Genomic DNA, 22,317 nt, shown 5'->3' with positions numbered 1-22,317 from the left:
AACCGGTCGCCAGGAGTTCCTGTTCTGTTCCTTCTGCGGCCCGATGGGCTTCAGATGGCTGCCGTAGTCGGGAAGTATTCTGGCATGCTGCCCTGAGGGCGCGCTGAGGGACACCGCTTCCCCGCCACGACCCGCACCGCCGTCGTTTGTCGAGATCTCGCAACAATCGCCCTGTACTATCCCGCCGTGACTGTCTCCGCCTCCTCGCCGGCGCCCGCGACGTCGAAACCACCTCGACGGCGGCACGCTGCGGTCAAGCCGCTGGCGCGTCACGCCGCGGCGGAGACGTCCGCGCAGCGCCGCCGCAGGCGCAGGAACATCGTGATCTGCCTGGTGGGCGGTCCGCTCGCAACGGTCTTCCTGGTGGCACTGCTGGCAGCCGGGGCGTTCGCGCAGCAGGTGCTCCAGGTTCGCGAAGACATGGAAGTGGCGAAGGAGCAGCTGGGGGTGGCCGCTGCGGCGGCCGTCGGGATGGATTTCTCGGGGTTCGCGCAGGCCAGCGAAGAGATCGTCGAACGCACCGAGCGGGCACGTGCGACCTCGAGCGGCCCGCTGTGGGATCTCGCGGCGGAGATCCCTCAGGTGAGGAACAACGTGCTCGCCGTGCGGGGCATGACGGACGCCGTGAACACGATCACCTCGCGGTCACTGCCTCCCCTCGTGGAGATGGTGTCCACGGCCGACGCCGGCGGTGGCGCCGATCCGGGCCTCGGGATCGATCTGCGCCCGTTCCTCGGGGCCGGGACCGTCCTTCCCACGGTCATCTCGTCCCTGGAGGAGGCTTCGGCGATCGCGACGAGCCTGGATCGGACGGGTGTCGTCCCCGCCGTATCCGAGCCGGTCGATGAGATGGTCGACCTCATCGCGATGGCCGTCCCCGCCTTGACTCTCGTTCAAGAGCACCTTCCGGAGCTCATGCACGCGGCGGGCGCCGACAAGCCCATGCTGTACCAGCTGATGATCCAGACTCCCGCGGAGATCCGCGCGACAGGTGGCGGTCCAGCCCACTGGCTGGTGCTCAAGGTCGAGAACGGCAGGGCGGAGCTGGTCGCTCAGGAGAACGGCGTGGACCTGATGTACTCCGCGCTTCCCGAGGCGGGGTTCGACACCGTGAACGGCTCGCTCATCAAGCTGCAGCCCAAGGTCCGCTCCCTCTATCCCTTCGAGCTGACGAACTGGTCGTCGAACTTCACGATGACACCGCACTTCCCGAGGGCCGTGGAGCTCTTCCATGCCGCACGCAAGTGGACCGGACAACCTCAGTTCGACGGGGTGATCTCCATCGACCCGATCGTGCTGGCGCACATGCTCGAGGCGACCGGCCCCTTGACCCTCGCCTCCGGCGAGGAGGTGAACGCCCAGAACACGGGTTCCCTGCTGATGAGCGAGCCCTACGAGCGGTTCGGGGCCGACAACGCGGCGATGGACGCCTTCTTCAGTGAGGTGACTTCCGTCATGTTCGACGCCCTCACCGGCGGCGAATGGGAGATCGGCCCGATGTGGGACCAGCTGGTGCGCAGCGCCGAAGAGGGCCGGATCAACCTCTGGTTCGAAGACGCGGGTCTGCAGTCGCTCGCGCACGAGTACGGCCTGGACGGCGCGCTCCGCGAGGACAACACCGAGGCCACCCAGCTCGGCGTCTACTTCAACGACTACTCCGTCGGCAAGCTGAACTACTGGCTGGATTTCACGCAGCGAGCGACCTGCAACGCGGATGCGCGAACCATCACCGTTTCCATGGACCTGCGCAGCCGCATGACCGACGACATCTCGAGCGAGTACACGCTCGGGCTGCGCAACGGCTTCCGCGGCATCGACGAGAGGACGATGATGCTCGACGTGCTGTTCTTCGCCCCGCCCGGGGCGGAGATCCTGTCGACGGAGCCGGAACGCGGCGACTGGCAGGACGGCGCCAACTGGCAGGGCAACCGCTTCCGCGACCGCACCGGCGTCGACCACGGCAACACGGCGGAGAGCAAGACGCTGCTGCTCGAGATGGGTGAGGAGCGCACGATCTCCTACGAGGTGCAGCTCCCCGAGGGGTCGCTCGGACCCCTGGAGCTTCGCCACTCGCCCGGCGCCAACGACACCGCCGTCACCGTGGACGCGAACTGCGGCGCGCTCTTCGCCAGCCCGGAAGGCTCGCGCAACATCCGTCTGTCGACCATCGGCTGACCCGGTGGCCGCTCTGCGGAGGGTGTGGGATTCGAACCCACGGGACATTGCTGCCCACTGGTTTTCAAGACCAGGTCCATCGGCCGCTCGGACAACCCTCCCGACGATGCCGCCCCGGGGGAGGCATCCGTCGAACAGGCGTCGAGTCTAGCCGACGGCGCGGTCGTCGCTGTTCCTCTCACGACGCCTGCGCCCGGCGCCGAGCAGGTGCGACCCGGACCGGACCCCGGCCCGAACCTGCCCTGGCGACAGGTCAGAGGCCGCGCAGCACCGCCGCGACGCCGCCTTCGTGCACCGACGTCGTGGTCTCGCCCGCGGCGTCCTGCACCTCCTGCGGACCCTGCGCCATCGCCACGGCGCGGCCGCCGTGATCCCGCGCCCAGCGGAACATGCCGACGTCGTTGCGACCGTCGCCGATCACGAGAACCTGCTCGGGCTCGATGCCGAGCTCCGTGCGCACGAGCTCCAGGCCGGTGCTCTTGTCGACGCCCTGCGGCGCGATGTCGAGCCAGGCCGTCCAGCCGACCGCGTACGAGACCTCGTGCAGCCCGATGTCGCGCACCAGCTCGAGGTAGTCCTGCTCGTCCTGTTCGGGAGAGACGACGACGACGCGGCACACGCGCTGCGCGCCCAGTTCCTCGAACGGCACACGGCGCGCATTGACGAGATTCCAGTCCTCGAGGTACTCCGTGTACAGCCGCTTCCCGTCCGGGAGCTCGACGAGGTACCGCGCGTGAGGAAGGTGCTCGCGCAGGAGCGTCAGCACCTCGCGCGGATCGAAGGTCTCGACGTGCCAGCGGTCGTAGATCAGCTCCTCGCCGTCCACACGCGCCAGCACGACGGCGCCGTTCGAGCAGACGACGTACTCGGGGGCGAGCTCGAGCACACGCAGGATCCCTCGCGTGCCCTCCCAGCTGCGTCCGGTCGCGATCATGACCTCGTGGCCGGCCTGCTGCGCGTGCGCCACCGCCTCGACGACGCCTGGACTCAGCGACTCGTCCTCGAGCAGCACGGTGCCGTCGATGTCGAGCACGATGAGCATCCGGGCGACGGGCACGCCGGGGCGCTCGGTCTCGCGGGCGAGCTCATCGACGAGCTGGGCGGCTTCGGCCGGAGCCTCGACCTCGATCTCGCCGGTCTGGGGCAGGCTCTCCTCCACCGCGGTGTCGGTGGCGACCTCGTCGGTGGCGCGGCTCAGCTCACCGGCTCGGTCGGCCTCCGGGGTCACGCGGTGGGCTCCATCACTTCGAGTCCGCCGAGGAACGGCCGCAGCACCTCGGGCACCGTCACGGAGCCGTCCTCCCGCTGGTGGGTCTCGAGCAGGGCGACGATCCATCGCGTGGTCGCGAGCGTGCCGTTGAGCGTCGCGACCGGCTGCGTCTTGCCGCCTTCGGGCCGGTAGCGGATGTCGAGCCGCCGCGCCTGGTACGTCGTGCAGTTCGACGTCGAGGTGAGCTCGCGGTACGCGTGCTGCGTCGGCACCCAGGCCTCGACGTCGTATTTGCGTGCGGCGCTCGAGCCGAGGTCGCCCGCGGCGACGTCGATCACGCGGTACGCCAAGCCGAGGTCCTGCAGCATCCCCTCCTGCATCTCGACGAGGCGCAGATGCTCGGCCTCGGCCTCTTGGGGCGTCGTGTAGACGAACATCTCGAGCTTGTTGAACTGGTGCACGCGGATGATGCCGCGGGTGTCCTTGCCGTACGACCCGGCCTCGCTGCGGTAGCAGGTCGACCAGCCGGCGTAGCGCTTCGCGCCGCGCGAGAGGTCGAGGATCTCGTCCATGTGATACCCGGCGAGCGGAACCTCGCTCGTGCCCACGAGGTACAGGTCGTCGTCCTCGAGGTGGTAGACCTCGGCCGCGTGCTTGCCGAGGAATCCGGTGCCCCGCATGACCTCGGGCCGCACCAGCGTCGGCGGGATCATCGGCGTGAAACCGGCCTGCAGCGCCCGGTCGAGGGCGAGGTTCATGAGGGCGATCTCGAGCCGCGCCCCGATGCCGGTGAGGAAGTAGAAGCGGCTTCCGGAGACCTTGGTGCCGCGCTCCATGTCGATCGCGCCGAGCTTCTCGCCGAGCTCCAGGTGGTCGCGCGGCTCGAAGCCGAACGCGGGGATCTCGCCGTGCGTGCGGAGGGTGACGAAGTCGTCCTCGCCGCCCGCGGGCACGCCCTCGATCACGATGTTCTCGAGCGCACCGAAGACCTCGGCGGATGCCTCCTCCGCGGCGGCGACCGCGTGCTGGGCCTGCTTCACGCGCTCGCTGAGCTCCTTGGCCTCGGCCACGAGAGCGGCCTTCTCCTCTTTCGGCGCCTGCGCGACCCTCTTGCCGTGCGCGTTCTGCGCGGCGCGCAGCTCTTCGAACGCCGTGATCGCAGCCCTCCGTGCACGGTCGGCCTCGATCGCCGCGTCGACGGTGTCGGGCGATTCGCCGCGCGCCTCCTGCGAGCGCCTGACCAGGTCGGGATTGTCGCGGAGCAGCACGGGATCGATCACCCTGCAAGCTTAGTCGGCGCCTGCAACACCGCTCCGGCTGTCAAGCCCCACGCCGGATGCGCCCACCGGAGCGCTTCGCACCCTAATCTGGTCCACATGGCGGCGGCATCCGGATCGGGCGAAGACGTTCCCACCGACGGCGTACCCGCCGACGATCTGCGCACCCGGGACGGCTCGACCGAGGGGGCGCCCGTCGAAGACCTGCGCACCGGTGAGATCCCCACCGACCTCGACCCCCATCCCGCCGACGCGGTCTACGCCGACGGCCCCGACACCGCCGAGCTGGAGCTCGCCGACGCGGCTGCGACGGCGGATGCCGCGCCCGCGACCGCGTCCGGCGCCGAGGCGCCGGACGGTCAGGGCGCAGCCGGCGAGGACGCCGACTCGAGCGCGGCCAAGCGCTCCGGTGCGCACGCCGACGACGCACCCGACCCCGGGAAGGCCGCCGAGCCCGACGACGTGATCCGCGAGCCCGGCGACGTCGCGGCCGACACCGCGGACGACGAGAGCGGCGAGGCGCGCCGGGTCGGCCCCGAGGGCGAGACGCGCCCTATGGAGACCGACGGCGAGCGGCCCTCCCCCAAGGCCGCCCTCGTCTACAACCCCATCAAGGTCGACGCCGACACGCTGCGCGACACCGTCACGCGCCTGGCGGCCGAGGCCGGCTGGTCGGAGCCCCTGTTCTACGAGACGACCGTCGACGACCTCGGCGACGACGTGACCCGCCAGGCCCTAGAGGAGGGCGTCGACACCGTGCTCGTCGCCGGCGGCGACGGCACCGTGCGCGCGGTGTCGGAGGCGATGAGCGGCAGCGGCGTGCCCCTCGCGATCGTGCCGAGCGGCACCGGCAACCTGCTGGCCCGCAACCTGCGGCTTCCGCTGACCGAGCCCGAAGCGATGGTGCGCGCCGTGTTCGACGGCGACACCCTGCCGATGGACGTCGGCTGGACCGAGCTCGCGCGCCCCGACGGCTCGACGGCCGAGCACGCCTTCGTCGTGATGGGCGGCATCGGCCTCGACGCGGCGATGATCGCGAACACGAACCCGCAGCTGAAGAAGACGGTCGGCTGGGTCGCCTATGTCGACGGCGCCGCCCGTGCGCTGCCGGCGGCCAAGCCCTTCCGCGTCGTGTACGAGCTGCCCGGTCACCGCCTGCACTCCTCCCGCGTGCAGAGCGTGCTGTTCGCGAACTGCGGCAAGCTGCCGGCAGGCCTCGACCTCATCCCCGAGGCCTCCATCGCCGACGGCGCCCTCGACATCGTGATCTTCCAGCCCAAGGGCCCCTTCGGCTGGCTCTTCGTGTGGCGGCGGGTCGCATGGGACAACAGTTTCCTGCGCCGTTTCCGCGCCGGCCGGCGCGTGCTGTCGCTGCGCACCAAGGACAACGCCGTGGTCTACTCCCGCGGCGCCGGCATCGAGCTCGCTACGCAGAAGCCGCAGCCGGTGCAGCTCGACGGCGACGAGTTCGGCGAGGCCCTCTCGGTGAAGACCCGCGTCGAGCCGTCGTCCCTGCTCGTCGTGGTGCCCAAAGGCCACACCACCCACGACCTCTGAGACGACGGATGCCGCGGCCCGCGGCATCCGTCGTTCCACACGTCCGCGCCCGTCGAAGCGCGCCTCAGCCCTTGACGGCCCCGCCGAGACCCGCCGAGCGCAGGAACACCGACTGGAACAGCAGGAACATCGCGATCGGGATGAGCGTCGCGATCGCGAGAGCCGCGAGGAACACGTCGAGCTCCGTCTGCGACTGCACATCGGGAAGGCGCACCGACAGCGGCTGCACCGCGGGGTCGGGCAGCACGAGCTTTGGCCAGAGGTAGTCCTTCCAGGCGGCGATGATCGCGAACACCGACACGACTCCGAGGATCGGCTTCGACATCGGCAGCACGATCGACCAGAACAGCCGGAAGGGTCCGGCGCCGTCGGTCTTGGCGGCCTCGAACACCTCGCGCGGCAGATTGTCGAAGAACCGCTTGACGAGCAGGATGTTGAACGCGTTCGCGGCCATCGGCAGCCACACGGCGAGGTAGTTGTTGAGCAGGCTCGCGTCGCGGCCGAGGAACGGCGGCGACACCACCGTGAGGTAGAGGGGCACCAGCAGCACGATCCCCGGGATGAACAGCGTCGCGAGCACCAGCGCGTTGAGCACCGGCGCGTACTTCGGGCGCAGCACCGACAGCGCGTAGCCGGCGGTGGTCGCGATGAACAGCTGCGAGAACCAGGCGCCCGCGGCGATCACGATCGTGTTCCAGAAGTACTGGTCGATGTGGATGTCGTTCCACGCGGTCGACAGATTCGCCCAGTCGATGCCGTTGGGCCACAGCGCGAACGGCTGCTGCAGCGTGTCCTGGGTCGGGGTCACCGCCGACTTCGCCAGCCACAGGATCGGCCCGAGTCCGGCGATCGTGAGTGAGACGAAGAGGAACACGTGGGTCAGCGACATCCCGAACCGCGTGCCGGGGCGACGGCGCTCCGAGCCGGAGATGATCGACCGCTCGGCCATGTCGTCACCCTTCGACGAGCCCAGGGAGCGGGAGAAGAGGCGCCTGCCGCTCTTCGACAGGCTCAGCGACCGGGGGTCGGCCTCGCTGCTGGTGGTCGACGTGGTCATGAGGTGCTCCAGCGGTTCGTGAGCTTGAAGTACAGCCAGGACAGGATCGCGAGCACGATCGCGAGCAGCACCGACACCGCGGTGGCCTCGCCGTAGTCGCCGCCCAGACTGTTGCGGAACGCCTTGTCGTAGATGTACAGCAGGATCGTCTTGGTCGCCCCCGCCGGTCCGCCGCCGGTGAAGAGGAAGGGCTCGAGGAACACCTGCGCGGTCGCGATGACCTGCAGGATCAGCATGATGAAGAGGATGCCGCGCAGCTGCGGCAGCGTGACGTGCCACACCTTGCGCCAGATGCCGGCACCGTCGACCTCGGCGGCGTCGTAGAGCTCCGGCGGCACCGACAGCAGAGCCGCGAGGTAGATGATGATCGACCCGCCGGCGGCTGCCCAGGTCGCCTCGAGCACGAGCGACGGCATCGCCTGCACGGCCGACGAGATCCACGGCTGCGGCGGAATGCCGAACCAGCCGAGCACGGTGTTGAAGACGCCCGACGGATCGGCGCTGTAGAAGAACTTCCACAGCAGCACCGCCACCACCGGCGGGATCACCACGGGAAGGTACGCGAGCGCCGAGTAGAGGCCCTTGCCGCGGCGCACCTCGCTCATGAGCACCGCGACGAACAGCGGCAGCGGAAAGCCGAACAGCAGCGCCAGCAGCGCGAAGTAGATCGTGTTCACGACCGCGCGGCCGAGCTGCGGGTCGGACAGCACCGCGACGTAGTTGTCGAGGCCGACCCATTCCGACACCAGCAGGTTCGTCTTCTGCAGGCTCATGATCACCGACTGCACGATCGGCGACCACGAGAAGAAGAAGAACACGAACACCATCGGCAGCACGAACAGCAGGTTCGCGAGGCCTCCGCCGCGGTACCAGGTGAGCGGGCTTCGTCGGGTCTTGCGCCGGGCGGGCGGCGCGGCGGGCGGCGGCGCCGCGGCTGCGGGGCGCTCCGGGAGGGTCGCGGTCATCGTCGGCCTTTGCTGTGAAGAGGTTCTGCGTCGGTCAGGGGCGTTTCGTCTCGCTTCGCGCGCTCAACGACCGAGACCCGGGTTGTTGAGCGAGGGAGCGCCGGCGACCGAGACGAAACGGGTCGGAGGACGGATGCTGCGACCCGGCGGCGAGGCCGGGCCGCAGCATCCGCTCGTCCCTCACTCGTCGAGGAGCGCCTGAGCGTCGGTCTGCGCCTGCGCGAGCAGGGCGTCGATGTCGGCGTTCTCGTCGGTGAGAACCGTCTGGACCGCGGTGTCGAGGAGAGCGTAGACCTCCTGGGTCTGCTTCTTCGGCTCACCGACGGGGATCTGCTCCCAGATGTTGTCGGTGAACGCCGTCATCTGCTCGCGCGGCACGTTGATGTACGGCTCGATCCAGGTGAGCGACTCCTCGTACAGCTCGCGGCTGAGCACCGGCAGCAGCGGCGTGCCCACGGCCTGGTCCGACTCCGAGAGCGCCTTCGCGTCCGCCACGGCGGCGTCCTCGTTCAGGAGCTTCTGCATGTAGTACCAGTCGATCCAGGTGACGGCGGCCGCCTTGGTCTCGTCGTCGACCGTCGGGCTGATCACCGCGATGTCGCCGCCGCCGAGCGTGCCCGGGTCGTCGCCCTCGACGGGCACGACGCCCAGACCGTACACGGCGGGGTCGAGGCCGAAGTCGCGCACGAGGGCCGTGTAGACGTCGGAGCCCGACGTGTACATGCCGATGTTGCCCGCGGCGAACTCCTGGTTGATGGTGCCCCAGTCGAGGTCGACCTTGGCGCCGAACGAGTCGTCCTCCCACTTCAGGTCGTGGAGGAACTCGAGCGTCGCCCTGGTCGCGTCGTTGTCGATGGTCGAGGTGGCGCTGCCGTCGGCTTCGTCGGTCTGCGTCCGGCCGCCGCGCGCGACGGTCTGCGCGGTCAGCTGCCAGCCGCCCGTGTTGTTGATCGCCATCTGCGCGTACCCGGCCTTGCCGGTGGCGTCGTGGATCGCCTTGGCGTACTCGCGCACCTCGTCCCAGGTGGCCGGGGGCTGGTCGGGGTCGAGCCCGGCCTGCTCGAACAGGTCGCGGTTGTAGTGCAGGCCCATGGCGTAGGCCTGACGCGGGAAGCCGAAGATGTTGCCGTCGGCGTCTTTGACGCCGTCGAGGATGATCGGGTTGAAGCTGTCCTCGTAGCCCAGCTCCTTCACCTCGGCGGTGACGTCCATGAGCTGGCCGTTCTCGAGCAGCGTCTTGGAGTCGGTGAACGGCACCGTGAAGACGTCCGGCAGGCTGCCGCCGGCCAGCTGCACGGCGAACGTCGGGCCCTCCCATTCGTACTCGACACCGATGATGTCGATGTCGGGGTGCTCCTTCTCGAACTGCTCCTCCTGCGTGGCGAACGCCTCGTACGCCGCGGCGTCGGCGCCGGGCGGGAAGGTCGCGACGCGCAGCTCGAGCTTGCCGTCGCTGTTCTCGTCGCCGCCGGCCGCCGAGCAGCCGACGAGTGCGCCGACCGTCGCCAGGGTGGCGACACCGGCGAGCAGGACCCTTGCTGGTGACTTCATCGTCTTTCCTTTCTGAGAGGAGGTGCCGCGTCAGCCTCTCGGCGCGGACGTCTCCGGGGTGATGGTGCGGGTGTGGGATCGGGATGCCGCGGGCTCGAGCCGCAGCCATGCGGCGGCGTTGCCCGGCAGCAGGCCGGCCTCGAGCGGCGAGCTCGAGAGGAGGACGGCCGCGCCGGGGGGAAGCGCGACCGGGTCTTCGCCGGTGTTGACGACGCACGCGAAGTCGTCGCCACGCCGGAAGGCGAGGATGTCGGGGCCGGCGCCGTTCGCGGCGGGGGCAGGACGGGCAAGCAGGGCCCCTTCCTGAGAACCAGCACTGTCGTCCCACCAGTCGAGCGGGCCGTCGCCGAGCTCGGGGAGCTCGCGGCGCAGGCGCAGCGCGTCGCGGTAGAGGTTGAGGGTCGACGCGGGGTCGGCCTCCTGCGCCGCGACGGTGAGCGTGTTCCACCCCTCGGGCTGCGGCAGCCACGTGCGGGCCCGGTCGGGGCTGAAGCCGAACGGAGGATGGTCGCCCGACCACGGCAGCGGGACGCGGCATCCGTCCCGTCCTGGATCCGTGCCGCCGGAACGGAAGTGCATCGGATCCTCGATGAGGTCGAGGGGCAGATCCTCGACCTCGGGCAGGCCCAGCTCGTCGCCCTGGTAGATGTAGAGGCTGCCGGGCAGCGCTGCGACCAGCAGCGCCGCGGCACGGGCACGGTGCAGCCCCAGCTCGGGATCGGTCGGCACGCCGAACCGCTTCTTGAGGAACGCGAACGCGGTGTCTTCGCGCCCGTACCGGGTGACCGGCCGCGTGACGTCGTGGTTGCTCAGCACCCACGTGCTCGGGGCGCCGACGGGCGCGTGGGCCTCGAGCGTCGCGGTGATCGAGTGGCGGAAGGATGCCGCGCCCCACGGCCGTGCGAGGAAGTCGAAGTTGAACGCGGTGTGCATCTCGTCGGGCCGCAGGTAGTTGGTGAACCGCACGATGTCGGGCACCCAGATCTCGCCGACGAGCACCCGCGTCCCGGGATACGAATCGGCGATCGCGCGCCAGGAGCGGTAGACGTCGTGAAGCTCGTCGCGGTCTTCGGTGGGGTGCTGCCCCGGCCCTTCCTTCTCGCCGACCTCGGGAAGATCCGGGTCTTTGATGAGGAGCGCCGCGGAGTCGATGCGCACGCCGGCGACGCCCCGGTCGAACCAGAAGCGCAGGATGTCCTCGTGCTCGCGGCGCACGTCGGGGTGGTTCCAGTTGAGGTCGGGCTGCTCGGGCGTGAACATGTGGAGGTACCACTCCCCCGGCGTCCCGTCGGGGTTCGTCGTGCGCGTCCACGTCGAGCCCTGGAAGCTCGACACCCAGTGCGTCGGGATCTCGTCGCCGTTCTCGCCCTTGCCCGGGTGGAACCAGAAGCGCTCGCGTTCGGGACTGCCGGGGCCTGCGGCCAGCGCCGCCTGGAACCACGGGTGCTGGTCGGAGATGTGGTTCGGCACCACGTCGATGATGGTGCGGATGCCGAGGGCCAGCGCCTCCTGGATCAGCAGCTCCGCCTCCTCGAGCGTGCCGAAGCGGGGGTCGATGTCGCGGTAGTCCTGCACGTCGTACCCGCCGTCGGCCAGCGGGCTCGGATACCAGGGGTTGAACCAGATCGCGTCGACGCCGAGGTCTTTGAGGTAGCCCAGGCGCGCGCGGACGCCGGCGAGATCCCCGGTTCCGTCGCCGTTCCCGTCGGCGAAGCTGCGCACGTACACCTGGTAGATGACGGCTGACCGCCACCACAGCGGGTTGTCACTGGCGGGAACGGGGTGCGCGCCGCGGGTCAGGACGTCGGTGTCCAACGGTTCTCCTCATCGAGTAGGAAAGGACGTGATGCGTTGAATGTAGTTCAGGGTGGCTTAGTTTGCAATTGTCGAATGAATCTTTGCAAGATTACGATTTGGTTGCGTCGGTGAGGGTTGGATGACCGCTGTGCGGGATCATCCTCCGGCGCGCTTACCCGCGGCGTCGGCTTCGCCGGCGGCGCCCGCCAGTCCCGAGCCCGCGCGCTCTGCGGATGATCCCGCTCCGCTGGGCGGTGCGCCGCGTCCGGCGGGACGCGCGACGCGGGGGTGGGAGGAAAGGGCTGGGTTGTGCGCCGCGCTCAAGTTCGGTCGTTGAGCGAGCGAGGAACGAGCGAGACGAAACGCCCCGCACGCGGTCGCGACGTCGGGTCAGGAGGCGGCGGGACCCGTGGAGGAACGCAGCACGAGCTCGGGCTCGAAGAGCAGCTCGTCGCCGGCCTCCGTCGTGCCGGCGATCTGCGAGAGCAGGAGGTCGATCACCGTACGGCCCATCGACTCGATCGGCTGGCGCACGGTCGTCAGGGGCGGCTCGGTGCAGCTCATGAGGAACGAGTCGTCGAAGCCGACGACGCTCACGTCCTCGGGAACGCGCAGGCCGGCGCGGCGCGCGGCGCGCACGGCGCCGAGGGCCAGCGGATCGCTCGCGCACACGATCGCTGTCGCACCAGCCGCGAACAGGCGCGAAGCGCCGGCCTGGCCCGATTCCAGGGAGTAGAGGCCGCGCACGACGAGGCTGTCCTCCAGCGGCGCGCCGAGGCGCTCCAGCAGCGGACGGGCGGCGGCCAGCTTGCGCTGCGACGGGATGTGATCGGGCGGCCCCAGGAGCAGTCCGATGCGGCGATGGCCGAGCTGATGCAGGTGCTGGATCGCCTGTTCGGCGGCGGCCGCATCGTCGGTCGAGACGGTGGCGAAGTCGAGCGCGTCCAGCCGCGCATTCACGAGCACGGTCGGCAGGTTCACCTGCCGGAGCCGGTCGTAATGCTCGTGCGAGGCATCCGCTTGGCTGTAATTCCCACCGAGGAAGATCACACCTGACACCTGCTGCTGCAGCAGCAGGTCGACGTAGTCCGACTCGGTGATGCCGCCGGCGTTCTGCGTGCACAGCAGCGGCGTGTACCCGTTCTGCGTCAGACCGCCCCCGATGATCTCGGCGAGCGCGGGGAAGATCGGGTTCTGCAGCTCGGGCAGCACGAGGCCGACCAGGCGCGCCCGCTCGCCGCGGAGCTTGGTCGGCCGCTCGTACCCGAGCACGTCGAGCGCGGTCAGCACGGCCTGGCGCGTCGCGTCCGAGACGCCGGGCTTGTCGTTGAGCACGCGGCTCACCGTGGCCTCACTGACCCCGACCTTGCGCGCCACCTCGGCGAGTCGCTTCGACATGCGCTCAGTGTACGCAAGAACTTGCAGGATCGCGCAAGCCCGCGCAAGTGTGAGCGTCGAACTCTTCGCCACCCTCCGCCTGCGCGCCGAAACGAGGAGTAGCGCCGAAGCGCAGCGCCCCATGTCTCGGCCGTGACTCCTTGGTTCGCGATCCGCGCCGTCACGCCGTTGTCAAGACCGCCGCGCGCTGGCGCGCGCGGACGAGGATGGGGCCATGGCCGGCCCCTCGATCGTGTGGTTCCGCGATGACCTCCGCCTCGCCGACAACCCGGCCCTGCGTGCGGCGATCGATCGAGGCGAACCCGTCATCGCGCTGTACGTGCTCGACGAGGAGAGCCCGGGCATCCGGCCGATCGGCGGCGCCGCCCGTTGGTGGCTGCACCACTCGCTGGTCTCCCTCGGCGAGCGCCTCGAGGAGCGCGGAGCGGCTCTCGTGCTGCGGCGCGGCCCGGCCGATCGCGTCGTGCGCGAGATGGTGACGGATGCCGCAGCCGGCGCCGTCTTCTGGAACCGCCGCTACGGCGGGCCCGAGCGTGAGATCGACGCCGGGCTGAAGGCCGCCCTCCGGGACGACGGCGTCGAGGTCGCCTCTTTCGCGAGTTCCCTGCTCTTCGAGCCGTGGACGGTCAAGACGGGGAGCGGAACCCATTTCTCCGTGTTCACCCCGTTCTGGCGCGCGTGCCGGTCGCTGCCGTCGCCTCGCCCACCGCTGCCCGAACCGCGCCGGATCGAGGGGGTGGGCCGGGGTCCGGCATCCGACGCCCTGGACGACTGGGGGCTGCTCCCCCGTCACCCGGACTGGGCGGCCGGGCTGCGCGAGACCTGGCAGCCCGGCGAGCCGGAGGCGCGGCGGCGACTGCGGGCGTTCCTGTCGGACGACCTCGCGAGCTACGACCGCGCGCGCGACGAGCCGGCGGCGGGGGCGACCTCGCTGCTGTCGCCCCGGTTGCGCTGGGGCGAGGTGAGCCCGCACACGGTGTGGCACGAGACGGTGGAGGCCGGGCACGGCGGCCGGTTCCTGTCGGAACTGGGCTGGCGGGAGTTCGCGTGGCACACGCTGTACCACTTCCCCGAGCTGGCGACGAAGAACCTGCGACCGGAGTTCGACGCGTTCCCGTGGCCGCGGCTCAAGCCCAGCCGGCTGGAGGCCTGGCAGCAGGGGCGTACCGGGGTCGCCCTCGTCGACGCGGGCATGAAGGAGCTGTGGCGCACCGGCTACATGCACAACCGGGTGCGCATGGTGACGGCATCCTTCCTCGTGAAGAACCTGCTCATCGACTGGCGCCACGGCGAGGAGTGGTTCTGGGACACGCTCGTCGACGCCGACGGCGCCAACAACCCGTTCAACTGGCAGTGGGTCGCCGGCTCCGGTGCCGATGCGGCGCCGTACTTCCGCATCTTCAACCCGGAGCTGCAGGCGAAGAAGTTCGACCCCGACGGGCACTATGTACGCGAGTGGGCGCCCGAGCATCTCGGCGACGAGCCGCCCGAGCCGATCGTCGAGCTGGGCGAGACGCGCGCCGCGGCGCTCGACGCCTACGAGCACGTCAAGCGGGCCGCGCGCTCGTGAGCGCGCGGCCCGCTGTCTGAGCTCGAGCTACCATGCGTACGCTTCGGGCGCCTGACCGCCGGGGCCGGGGAAGAGCTCGTCGAGCTCCTTCAGGTCGTCCTCGCTGAGGCGGATCTCGAGCGCAGAGACCGCCGACTCGAGCTGCTCGACGGTGCGCGGGCCGATGATGGGCCCGGTGACGCCGGGCTGGTGGAGCAGCCACGCCAGGCCCAGGGCCGACGGCGTCCAGCCGCGCTCCTGCGCGAACCGCTCGTAGGTCGCGAGCTGGTCGCCGCGCTCCGCGCGCTGCGCCGATACGCGCTCCGACGCCGAGCGCGCCTTCGCGTCGGTGGAGCCGCCGCTGAGCAGACCGCCCGCGAGCGGAGACCACGGCAGGATGCCGAGGCCGTAGTTCTGCGCCGCTGGGATCACCTCGAGCTCGATCGAGCGCTGCACGAGGTTGTACAGCGACTGCTCGCTCACCAGGCCGAGGAAGTGCCGCTGCTTCGCGATCTCGTTCGCCTGCGCGATGTTCCACGCCGCGAAGTTCGAGCTGCCGGTGTAGACGACCTCACCGCGCGCGACCAGCACCTCCATCGCCTGCCACAGCTCCTGCCACGAGATGTGCCGGTCGATGTGGTGGAACTGGTACAGGTCGATGCGGTCGGTCTGCAGGCGCCGGAGCGACCCGATCGCCTCGCGCCGCACCTGCCAGGCCGAGGCGCCCCGCGCGTTCACCACGTCGCCGTCGGGCGTCGGGTCGACCATCGGCGAGTGGACCTTGGTCGCGAGCACGATGTCGTCGCGCACGCCGGGGCGTGCCGCGAACCAGCGGCCGATGATCTCCTCGGTGGTGCCGCGGCCGCCGGCGCCGCCGTAGCCGTTGGCGGTGTCGAAGAAGTTGACGCCGAGCTCCAGTGCCCGGTCCATGATGGCGAACGCGTCCTCCTCCGAGGTGCGGTCGCCGAAGTTCATCGTCCCCAGCACGATCCGCGAGACGGAGGTGCCGGTTCGTCCGAGATGCACGTAATCCATTCGGACATCGTCACACGACCCGAAGCGGCCGGGGCCGGATTCCGAAAACGTTTCCCGGATGTCCTTCCATGTCGGGCGTCGGAATGCCCGGCGCCGGGCCGGAGTTGCGGGCCATCATGACAACGATCGGAATCATCGGTGCAGGACACATCGGCAGCGCGCTGGCCCGCGCCTTCCCAGGACTCGGCTACGACGTCGTGATCTCGAACTCGCGCGGACCCGAGAGCCTCGGGGGCGTCGTCGCGGAGCTGGGCCCGAAGGTCACCGCCGCCACCGCGCCGGAGGCGGCCGAGGCCGCCGACATCGCCGTCGTGACCGTGCCGCTCAAGGCGCTGAAGGACGTTCCCGTCCAGCCGCTTTCGGGGAAGATCGTGCTCGACACGAACAACTACTACTTCGAGCGCGACGGCCACGTCGACGTCCTCGACCGCGGCGAGGCGACGACCTCCGGCCTCCTCCAGGAGCACCTGCCGAGCTCGAAGGTGGTGAAGGCGTTCAACCACCTGTACGCGTCCGACATCAACGCCGGCGGCTCCCCTGCCGGCGAGCCGGGCCGTCGGGCGCTCGGCACCGCGAGCGACTTCCCCGAGGCGATCGACTTCGTCACCGGCGTGTACGACGCCCTGGGCTTCGACACCGTGAGCGCCGGCCCGCTGAGCGAGTCCTGGCGCCTCGAGCGCGACCGCCCCGCGTACGTCGTCGCCCAGACGGCCGACGAGCTGCGCGAGAACCTCGCCAAGGCCAACCGCCTGCCGTAATCCTCCCGATCCGGAATGCGGATGCCGGGGCGGAAGGTTGCAGTAATCGATGAGCACTGCAGTCCCCGCCCCGGCCTCCCCCTCGACTCTCTCGCTGTCGGTCCTCGACCTCGTCCCGGTGCGCACCGGGCAGACCAGCGCGCAGGCGGTCGCGGCATCCCTCTCGCTCGTCGACGCGGCCGACCGGCTGGGCTTCCGGCGGTACTGGTTCGCCGAGCACCACAACATGCCCGCGGTCGCCTCGACGACGCCGCCGGTGCTGGCGGCGGCCGCCGCCGCACGCACATCGCGCATCCGGCTCGGGTCGGGCGGCGTCATGCTCCCCAACCACTCGCCGCTGGTCGTGGCCGAGCAGTTCGCGGCGCTCGAAGCCCTGGCACCCGGCCGCATCGACCTCGGGCTGGGCCGCGCGCCCGGCTCGGACCCCGTGATCACGCAGCTCCTGCGCCAGAGCGGCACCACCAGCGACGTCGAGCGGTTCCCCGACCACGTGCGCGACATCCTCTCGCTCGTCGCGCCCGACGGCGCCTCGCTGCGCTTCACGTCGGGCGGCACGTACGACGTGCACGCGACCCCCGCGGCCACCACCACCCCCGAGGTCTGGCTGCTCGGCTCGAGCGACTACTCCGCCCAGCTCGCGGCCGCCCTCGGCCTTCCGTACGTGTTCGCGAACCACTTCTCCGGCGAAGGGCTCGAGCGCGCGCTCGACCTCTACCGGTCGGCGTTCCAGCCGACGGAGGCGCTCGGCGCTCCGCGCACCTTCCTCACCGCGAACGTGCTCGTCGCGCCCACCGCCGAGGAGGCCGAGGAGCGGGCGCTGCCGAACCTGCGCATGACGGCACGTCTGCGCACGAACAAGCCCCTCGTCGCACTCGAGACCGTCGAGCACGCGCGCGCGAACGCGGCGGACTTCGCCGGTCTCGGCGACACGTTCATGGCCTCGGCCCGCGCGAAGTGGTTCGTCGGCACCGCCGAGGCCGTGGCATCCGATCTCCGCTCCTTCGCCGCGACGCACGGCGTCGACGAGATCATGATCTCGCCGATCGCGGGCTCCTACGAGGACGAGCCGATGGATGCCGCGCCCGGCCGCCTGCAGACGCTGGAGCTGCTCGCCGCCGAGCTCGACCTGAGCTGAGGTGCGGGCGCTCGGCTGAGGTGCGAGCCCTCGGCTGAGGTGCAGGCCGGGGGCTAACCCCCGGGGACGGTCGGCCGTCCTCGCACCCCCGGGTCTCGGCGCCTACCAGGCGATGAGCTTGTGCGGGCGGAAGATCAGCACCAGCGAGTACTCGGCCCACATGCGCTCGTGCGTCCAGCCGAGGTGCTGGATGCCGCCGCCGTACTTGGCGAGGTAGGCCTCGCCCAGCCGGTCGAGCCACGCGGTCGTCGGCTCGTCGGAGATCTCGACGGTGCCCTGCAGCACGTGCAGCTGCTCGCCGTCGTCGCCTGCCTCGAGGTGCAGCATCGCCTTCGGGTTCTCGCGGAGGTTCTTCGCCTTCGCCGAACCCGGCTGTGTGAAGACGTAGGCGACGTCGTCCTTCCAGAGGAACCACACCGGCACCGCATGGGGGAAGCCGTCGCGCCCGATGGTGCCGAGCCACCCGATCTCTTCGCCCTCCAGCCGCGCGAGGGCCTTGGCCTGGCGCTCGTCAGCCGGGTCGAGCACGAACGGGGCGGCCATCACTGCGCCTCCGGCTCGCCCGAGAGGAGGCCGCGCAGCCAGTCGCGCGCCTCGACGAAGACGTCGTCGGCATACCTCTCGGGGTAGTGGACGACGGCTCGGTCCGCGCGCGGATACGAGCCGAGGAAGGTCACCTTCGGGCTGAAGCGGCGCAGGCCCATGAGGGCGTCGGCCATGCGCTCATCCTCGAGGTGACCGTCGGCGTCGACGACGAACCGGTACCGGCCGAGCTCGTCGCCGATCGGCCGCGAGGCCAGGAGCGACAGGTTGATGCCCCGGGTCGCGAACTGCTCCAGCATCTCCAGCAGGGCGCCGGGGTGGTCGTCGGGAAGCTCGACGATGAGCGAGGTCTTGTCGGCTCCGGTCGGCGGCGGCGGCACCACGGTGCGACTGACGAGCACGAAGCGCGTCACGGCGTTCGGGTTGTCGCCGATGTTCGAGGCGAGGAGTTCGAGCTGGTGGTGCTCGAGGATCCCGGGTGGGGCGATCGCGGCATCCGCGTCGCTCGATCCGTCGAGCAGCCCCATCGCGCTGGCCACGTTGCTCGCGGCCGGCACGTGCGCGTGCGCGGGCAGCTCGCGGGTGAGCCACTCCAGGCACTGGGCGTACGCCACGGGGTGGGCGGCGATCAGCGACACGTCCTCGAGGCGCGCACCGGGGCGGCCGACCAGGACGAACTCCACCGGCACGAGGTACTCGCCGACGATGCGCAGGCCCGGCACGGTCGCCAGCGCGTCCTGCGCCGTCGAGACACCGCCGTCGACGGAGTTCTCGATCGCGATCATCGCGGCGTCCGACCGGCCGGCGATGACGTCGGCCAGCGCCTCGCCGACATTGCGCACCGGCCGCCACTCGTGCCCCCGCGCCTCGGGCACCTGCGCCAGCGCCGCCTCGGTGAACGTGCCCGCAGGGCCCAGGTAGCTGTAGGTGCGGCGGACGGGAACGGAAGCCTGCTCGGCGACGACCTCGGAAGTCACGCGTGCCAGCCTATTCGGCCCGGCCGATCATACGGACCGCCGGGCCGCTTGTCACGGACCGTGCGCAGGTCGATCAGGACGGGCAGACTGGGACGCATGAGTCGCGCAGGACAGCCCGCCGAGGCATCCGACCTCATCGACATCGATGAGCTGATCGCCGCCTATTACGACATCAAGCCCGACCCCTCGGTGCCCGAGCAGCGCGTCGCGTTCGGCACGAGCGGTCACCGCGGGTCCTCGCTGTCGGCGAGTTTCAACGAGACCCACATCCTGGCCACGACCCAGGCGATCGTCGACTACCGGCGCTCGCAGGGCATCGAGGGTCCGCTGTTCCTCGGACGCGACACGCATGGGCTGTCGCTGCCCGCCGAGCGCAGCGCCATCGAGGTGCTCGTCGCGAACGGCGTCGACGTGCGGGTCGATGCCCGCGACTCGTGGGTTCCGACGCCGGCGCTGAGCCACGCGATCCTCACGTACAACCGCGGGAAGGATGCCGCAGACCCGGGCCGCGCCGACGGCATCGTGGTGACGCCCAGCCACAACCCGCCCCGCGACGGCGGTTTCAAGTACAACCCGCCGAACGGCGGCCCGGCCGACACCGATGCCACGGGCTGGATCGCGAACCGGGCCAACGAGCTCATCGCCGCGGGCCTGGAGGGCGTTTCGCGAACCCCCTTCAAGGACCTCGACGCCGACACCCTCGGCGAGTACGACTTCCGCGACGCGTACGTGCGCGATCTGGCGAACATCATCGATGTCGAGGCGATCCGTCGTGCGGGAGTGCGCATCGGCGCCGATCCGCTGGGCGGTGCGTCGGTCGAGTACTGGGCGCTCATCGCCGAGGTGCACGGCCTCGACCTCACTGTGGTGAACCCCGACGTCGATCCGACGTGGCGCTTCATGACCCTCGACTGGGACGAGAAGATCCGCATGGATCCGTCGTCTCCGTCGGCGATGGCCGGACTCATCGGCCGCCGCGAGGAGTACGACATCCTCACCGGCAACGACGCCGACGCCGACCGGCACGGCATCGTGACGCCCGACGGCGGGCTCATGAACCCCAACCACTACCTCGCCGTCGCGATCGACTACCTCTATTCGCATCGGCCGGACTGGCCGACGGATGCCGCGGTCGGCAAGACCCTCGTCAGCTCGATGATCATCGACCGGGTCGCCGAATCCCTCGGCCGCGCCCTCCTCGAGGTGCCCGTCGGCTTCAAGTGGTTCGTACCCGGCCTCCTGGACGGCTCCGTCGCCTTCGGCGGAGAGGAGTCGGCGGGCGCGTCGTTCCTGCGCAAGGACGGCTCGGTGTGGACCACCGACAAGGACGGCATCCTGCTGTGCCTGCTCGCGGCAGAGATCCTCGCCGTCACGGGCAAGACGCCCTCGCAGCGCTACGCGGAGCTCGAGGCCGAGTTTGGGTCGTCGGCGTATCAGCGCGTGGATGCCCCGGCCTCGCCCGCTCAGAAGGCGGCGCTCGGGAAGCTGGCTCCGGAGGCCGTCACCGCCACGGAGCTCGCCGGCGAGCCCATCACGGCGAAGCTCTCGCACGCGCCGGGCAACGGCGCCGCGATCGGCGGGCTCAAGGTGCAGACCGAGCACGCGTGGTTCGCGGCGCGTCCGTCGGGCACCGAGGACGTCTACAAGCTCTACGCCGAGTCGCTGCGCGGCCCCGAGCACCTCGCGCAGGTGCAGGCCGAGGCGCGCGAGGTCGTGTCGGCGGCGCTCGCCGGGGCCTGAGTCGCAGGCCGCGGCCGCCCGTCACACCCGAACCCACACGCAAAACCGCGAGCCCACACGCAAAAGCGCGAACCCACACGCAAAAGCGCGAACCCACACGCCGGAGCGTGTGGGCTCGCGCTTCTGGTGTGGGTTCGCGAGGGGAGTCGCGGACCCGGGTCAGCGGGTGACGCCGCGGCGACGCGTGACGAGCACGTAGATGCCGAGCACGATGATCGCGCCGAGGATCGAGCCGATGATGCCCGACGGCTGCAGGAAGCCGCCGTTGGGGTCGCTTCCGAAGATCAGGAAGCCCAGGAACCCGCCGACGAATGAGCCGACGATGCCGAGCACGATCGTGAGCAGGATGCCCATGCTCTGCTTGCCGGGGATGACGGCGCGAGCGATGAGGCCGGCGATCAGGCCGATGATGATGAGGCCGAGAATGGTCCAGAGCATGATCTCTCCTTTGTCTCGTGGACACTGCGGGGGGTGCGGTGTCTCCGTTGAGATGCCGACGACGCTACCGCCCCCCCGGCCTCAGAGTCCGGAACAGGCCTACCCCTTGACAGCGGTCTGAACGCGCGGCAAAATCCCGGCGACCTTGGGATCGGCAAGCGCTTTCCGCGCATCTGCGTCAGAATGGGAGCGTGCCCGATCTCAGCCTCCGCCTCGACGACACCGACCTGACCGTCTCTTCCGCGGGCGTCGACATCGCCCGCTATTCGTTCGACCCGGGCGGTGAGCCATCGGAGGGCCCGAAGCCCTTCCTGCACCCGCTGCGCGCCCTCGACGGGGCGCCGCTCACGGCGTTCCGGCCGTGGGACCACCGTTGGCACAAGGGCCTGCAGTTCACGTGGACCCACGTGTCGGGTCAGAACTTCTGGGGCGGCAACACGTACCGCCCCGAGCACGGAGACTACGTACTGCTCGACAACGTCGGCCGTATGCGCCACGACCGCTTCACGACGGTGACGGATGCCGGAGCCGAGGTCGCTTTCACCGAAGAGCTCACGTGGATCACGCAGGCGGGCGAGGAGTGGATCTCCGAGACGCGCACGCACCGCTTCCACGGCGTCGACACCGAGCGCGGACTATGGGCACTCGACTTCTCCACCACCCTCCGCAGCACCGCCGACCGCGAATTGGAATTCGGCAGCCCGACGACGCAGGGCCGCCCGAACGCCGGCTACACCGGCTTCGCGATCCGGATGCCGCGTGCCTGGACCGGCGGCCGCGTTCTGGCAGGCGGGCTGCCTGACGACGCCGGCGCCGACGCGGTCATGGGGCTGGCCGGCCCCTGGGTGGCGCTGTCCGGCGAGCACGATGAGGTCGACGGCGGCGGAACGGTGCTCGTCTTCGCGGGCACATCTACGGGCGGCCCGGCGATCCGCTGGTTCGTGCGCAGCGAGCCGTTCCCTATCATCGCGCCCTCGCCGGCGTTCGACCAGCACATCCTGCTCGCACCCGGCGCGGAGCTCTCGCTCGCCCACCGGCACGTCTTCGGCGACCGCATCTGGACCCCCGCCGAGACGCGCTCGTTGGCCGAGGAGTTCGCGCTCTGACCCTTCGCCGGGTTGCAGGCGTTTCGTCTCGCTCGTTCCTCGCTCGCTC

General features: G+C 70.3%; 18 protein-coding genes and 1 tRNA gene. 7 read left to right on the top strand and 12 right to left on the bottom strand.

The features are described from left to right. Nucleotides 1-186 precede the first annotated feature (186 nt). Nucleotides 187-2,175: a DUF4012 domain-containing protein gene (locus tag IM767_RS21135; protein ID WP_162564207.1), complete on the top strand. Its 1,989-nt coding sequence runs from the start codon at nucleotides 187-189 to the stop codon at nucleotides 2,173-2,175. A 16-nt stretch (nucleotides 2,176-2,191) separates the two neighbouring features. On the opposite strand, the gene IM767_RS03950 is transcribed toward IM767_RS21135, so the two are convergent. The 3 genes from IM767_RS03950 to serS form a co-directional block, all read right to left on the bottom strand. Further along, nucleotides 2,192-2,276, bottom strand: a tRNA-Ser gene (locus IM767_RS03950). A gap of 152 nt (nucleotides 2,277-2,428) precedes the next feature. Next, entirely contained in the window at nucleotides 2,429-3,403 is a 975-nt protein-coding gene (locus tag IM767_RS03945) for an HAD hydrolase family protein (protein ID WP_239453168.1), read from the bottom strand. After that, a complete protein-coding gene (gene serS, locus IM767_RS03940; RefSeq protein ID WP_109209142.1) occupies nucleotides 3,400-4,665 on the bottom strand; it encodes a serine--tRNA ligase in 1,266 nt (421 codons plus the stop codon). The genes IM767_RS03945 and serS overlap by 4 nt, the downstream gene beginning before the upstream one ends. 96 nt (nucleotides 4,666-4,761) lie before the next feature. Between serS and IM767_RS03935 the strand changes: the two genes are divergently transcribed. Next, the gene (locus tag IM767_RS03935; protein WP_109209141.1) at nucleotides 4,762-6,219 is read left to right on the top strand and encodes a diacylglycerol kinase family protein; all 1,458 of its coding nucleotides are present in this window, start codon (nucleotides 4,762-4,764) and stop codon (nucleotides 6,217-6,219) included. Nucleotides 6,220-6,283: 64 nt separating this feature from the next. On the opposite strand, the gene IM767_RS03930 is transcribed toward IM767_RS03935, so the two are convergent. The 5 genes from IM767_RS03930 to IM767_RS03910 all read right to left on the bottom strand — a co-directional run bounded on the left by IM767_RS03930 (nucleotide 6,284) and on the right by IM767_RS03910 (nucleotide 13,110). Beyond that, nucleotides 6,284-7,168, bottom strand: a complete 885-nt coding sequence (locus IM767_RS03930) for a carbohydrate ABC transporter permease (RefSeq protein WP_109209185.1) — start codon at nucleotides 7,166-7,168, stop codon at nucleotides 6,284-6,286. A 104-nt stretch (nucleotides 7,169-7,272) separates the two neighbouring features. Then, nucleotides 7,273-8,241, bottom strand: a complete 969-nt coding sequence (locus tag IM767_RS03925; protein ID WP_194398798.1) for a carbohydrate ABC transporter permease — start codon at nucleotides 8,239-8,241, stop codon at nucleotides 7,273-7,275. Between the two features lie 180 nt (nucleotides 8,242-8,421). Further along, nucleotides 8,422-9,792 (bottom strand): ABC transporter substrate-binding protein, encoded by a 1,371-nt coding sequence (locus IM767_RS03920; RefSeq protein ID WP_109209140.1) that lies wholly within the window; start codon nucleotides 9,790-9,792, stop codon nucleotides 8,422-8,424. Between the two features lie 30 nt (nucleotides 9,793-9,822). Then, entirely contained in the window at nucleotides 9,823-11,607 is a 1,785-nt protein-coding gene (locus IM767_RS03915; RefSeq protein WP_109209139.1) for a glycoside hydrolase family 13 protein, read from the bottom strand. 372 nt (nucleotides 11,608-11,979) lie between these two features. Further along, complete coding sequence (locus IM767_RS03910; protein ID WP_109209138.1) at nucleotides 11,980-13,110, bottom strand: LacI family DNA-binding transcriptional regulator; 1,131 nt, start codon at nucleotides 13,108-13,110, stop codon at nucleotides 11,980-11,982. A 91-nt stretch (nucleotides 13,111-13,201) separates the two neighbouring features. Between IM767_RS03910 and IM767_RS03905 the strand changes: the two genes are divergently transcribed. After that, nucleotides 13,202-14,557, top strand: a complete 1,356-nt coding sequence (locus tag IM767_RS03905) for a cryptochrome/photolyase family protein (protein ID WP_109209137.1) — start codon at nucleotides 13,202-13,204, stop codon at nucleotides 14,555-14,557. A 27-nt stretch (nucleotides 14,558-14,584) separates the two neighbouring features. On the opposite strand, the gene IM767_RS03900 is transcribed toward IM767_RS03905, so the two are convergent. After that, nucleotides 14,585-15,571 (bottom strand): aldo/keto reductase, encoded by a 987-nt coding sequence (locus IM767_RS03900; protein ID WP_109209136.1) that lies wholly within the window; start codon nucleotides 15,569-15,571, stop codon nucleotides 14,585-14,587. Nucleotides 15,572-15,687: 116 nt separating this feature from the next. Here IM767_RS03900 and IM767_RS03895 point away from each other — a divergent pair, with 116 nt between their 5' ends. Both IM767_RS03895 and IM767_RS03890 read left to right on the top strand, forming a co-directional pair. Beyond that, a complete protein-coding gene (locus IM767_RS03895) occupies nucleotides 15,688-16,329 on the top strand; it encodes an NADPH-dependent F420 reductase (protein ID WP_239453166.1) in 642 nt (213 codons plus the stop codon). A 49-nt stretch (nucleotides 16,330-16,378) separates the two neighbouring features. Beyond that, entirely contained in the window at nucleotides 16,379-17,464 is a 1,086-nt protein-coding gene (locus IM767_RS03890) for an LLM class flavin-dependent oxidoreductase (protein WP_109209135.1), read from the top strand. 102 nt (nucleotides 17,465-17,566) lie between these two features. Here the strand turns inward: IM767_RS03890 and IM767_RS03885 are convergent, their stop codons facing one another. Beyond that, nucleotides 17,567-18,007: a TIGR03618 family F420-dependent PPOX class oxidoreductase gene (locus tag IM767_RS03885; RefSeq protein WP_109209134.1), complete on the bottom strand. Its 441-nt coding sequence runs from the start codon at nucleotides 18,005-18,007 to the stop codon at nucleotides 17,567-17,569. Further along, on the bottom strand, nucleotides 18,007-18,984 hold the full coding sequence (gene pheA / locus IM767_RS03880; RefSeq protein WP_109209133.1) for a prephenate dehydratase: 978 nt from the start codon (nucleotides 18,982-18,984) through the stop codon (nucleotides 18,007-18,009). Before pheA ends, IM767_RS03885 begins: the two co-directional genes overlap by 1 nt. Before the next feature lie 96 nt (nucleotides 18,985-19,080). On the opposite strand from pheA, the gene pgm reads away from it, so the two are divergent. Further along, nucleotides 19,081-20,724 carry a phosphoglucomutase (alpha-D-glucose-1,6-bisphosphate-dependent) gene (gene pgm / locus IM767_RS03875; RefSeq protein WP_109209132.1) on the top strand — a complete coding sequence of 548 codons (1,644 nt, stop codon included), beginning with the start codon at nucleotides 19,081-19,083 and terminating at the stop codon, nucleotides 20,722-20,724. A 159-nt stretch (nucleotides 20,725-20,883) separates the two neighbouring features. Here the strand turns inward: pgm and IM767_RS03870 are convergent, their stop codons facing one another. Then, a complete protein-coding gene (locus tag IM767_RS03870) occupies nucleotides 20,884-21,162 on the bottom strand; it encodes a GlsB/YeaQ/YmgE family stress response membrane protein (protein WP_109209131.1) in 279 nt (92 codons plus the stop codon). A 191-nt stretch (nucleotides 21,163-21,353) separates the two neighbouring features. On the opposite strand from IM767_RS03870, the gene IM767_RS03865 reads away from it, so the two are divergent. Next, the gene (locus tag IM767_RS03865; RefSeq protein WP_109209130.1) at nucleotides 21,354-22,268 is read left to right on the top strand and encodes a DUF6807 domain-containing protein; all 915 of its coding nucleotides are present in this window, start codon (nucleotides 21,354-21,356) and stop codon (nucleotides 22,266-22,268) included. Nucleotides 22,269-22,317: the final 49 nt, after the last annotated feature.

Origin of the sequence: Microbacterium ureisolvens, assembly GCF_015278315.1 — a bacterium.
In the GTDB taxonomy this organism is placed as follows: domain Bacteria; phylum Actinomycetota; class Actinomycetes; order Actinomycetales; family Microbacteriaceae; genus Microbacterium; species Microbacterium ureisolvens.
The sequence above is the reverse complement of the archived record's forward strand: the minus strand, read 5'-3'. Positions and strand labels throughout refer to the sequence as shown.

Bases quoted from the DNA above. Each gene is read 5' to 3' on its own strand.
- IM767_RS03920 (WP_109209140.1), bottom strand. From the start codon at position 9,792: ATGAAGTCACCAGCAAGGGTCCTGCTCGCCGGTGTCGCCACCCTGGCG.
- pgm (WP_109209132.1), top strand. From the start codon at position 19,081: ATGAGTCGCGCAGGACAGCCCGCCGAGGCATCCGACCTCATCGACATC.
- IM767_RS03870 (WP_109209131.1), bottom strand. From the start codon at position 21,162: ATGCTCTGGACCATTCTCGGCCTCATCATCATCGGCCTGATCGCCGGC.
- IM767_RS03925 (WP_194398798.1), bottom strand. From the start codon at position 8,241: ATGACCGCGACCCTCCCGGAGCGCCCCGCAGCCGCGGCGCCGCCGCCC.
- IM767_RS03930 (WP_109209185.1), bottom strand. From the start codon at position 7,168: ATGGCCGAGCGGTCGATCATCTCCGGCTCGGAGCGCCGTCGCCCCGGC.
- IM767_RS03910 (WP_109209138.1), bottom strand. From the start codon at position 13,110: ATGGGGCGCTGCGCTTCGGCGCTACTCCTCGTTTCGGCGCGCAGGCGG.
- IM767_RS03905 (WP_109209137.1), top strand. From the start codon at position 13,202: ATGGCCGGCCCCTCGATCGTGTGGTTCCGCGATGACCTCCGCCTCGCC.
- IM767_RS03935 (WP_109209141.1), top strand. From the start codon at position 4,762: ATGGCGGCGGCATCCGGATCGGGCGAAGACGTTCCCACCGACGGCGTA.
- IM767_RS03885 (WP_109209134.1), bottom strand. From the start codon at position 18,007: ATGGCCGCCCCGTTCGTGCTCGACCCGGCTGACGAGCGCCAGGCCAAG.
- IM767_RS03890 (WP_109209135.1), top strand. From the start codon at position 16,379: ATGAGCACTGCAGTCCCCGCCCCGGCCTCCCCCTCGACTCTCTCGCTG.
- IM767_RS03895 (WP_239453166.1), top strand. From the start codon at position 15,688: ATGACAACGATCGGAATCATCGGTGCAGGACACATCGGCAGCGCGCTG.
- IM767_RS03900 (WP_109209136.1), bottom strand. From the start codon at position 15,571: ATGGATTACGTGCATCTCGGACGAACCGGCACCTCCGTCTCGCGGATC.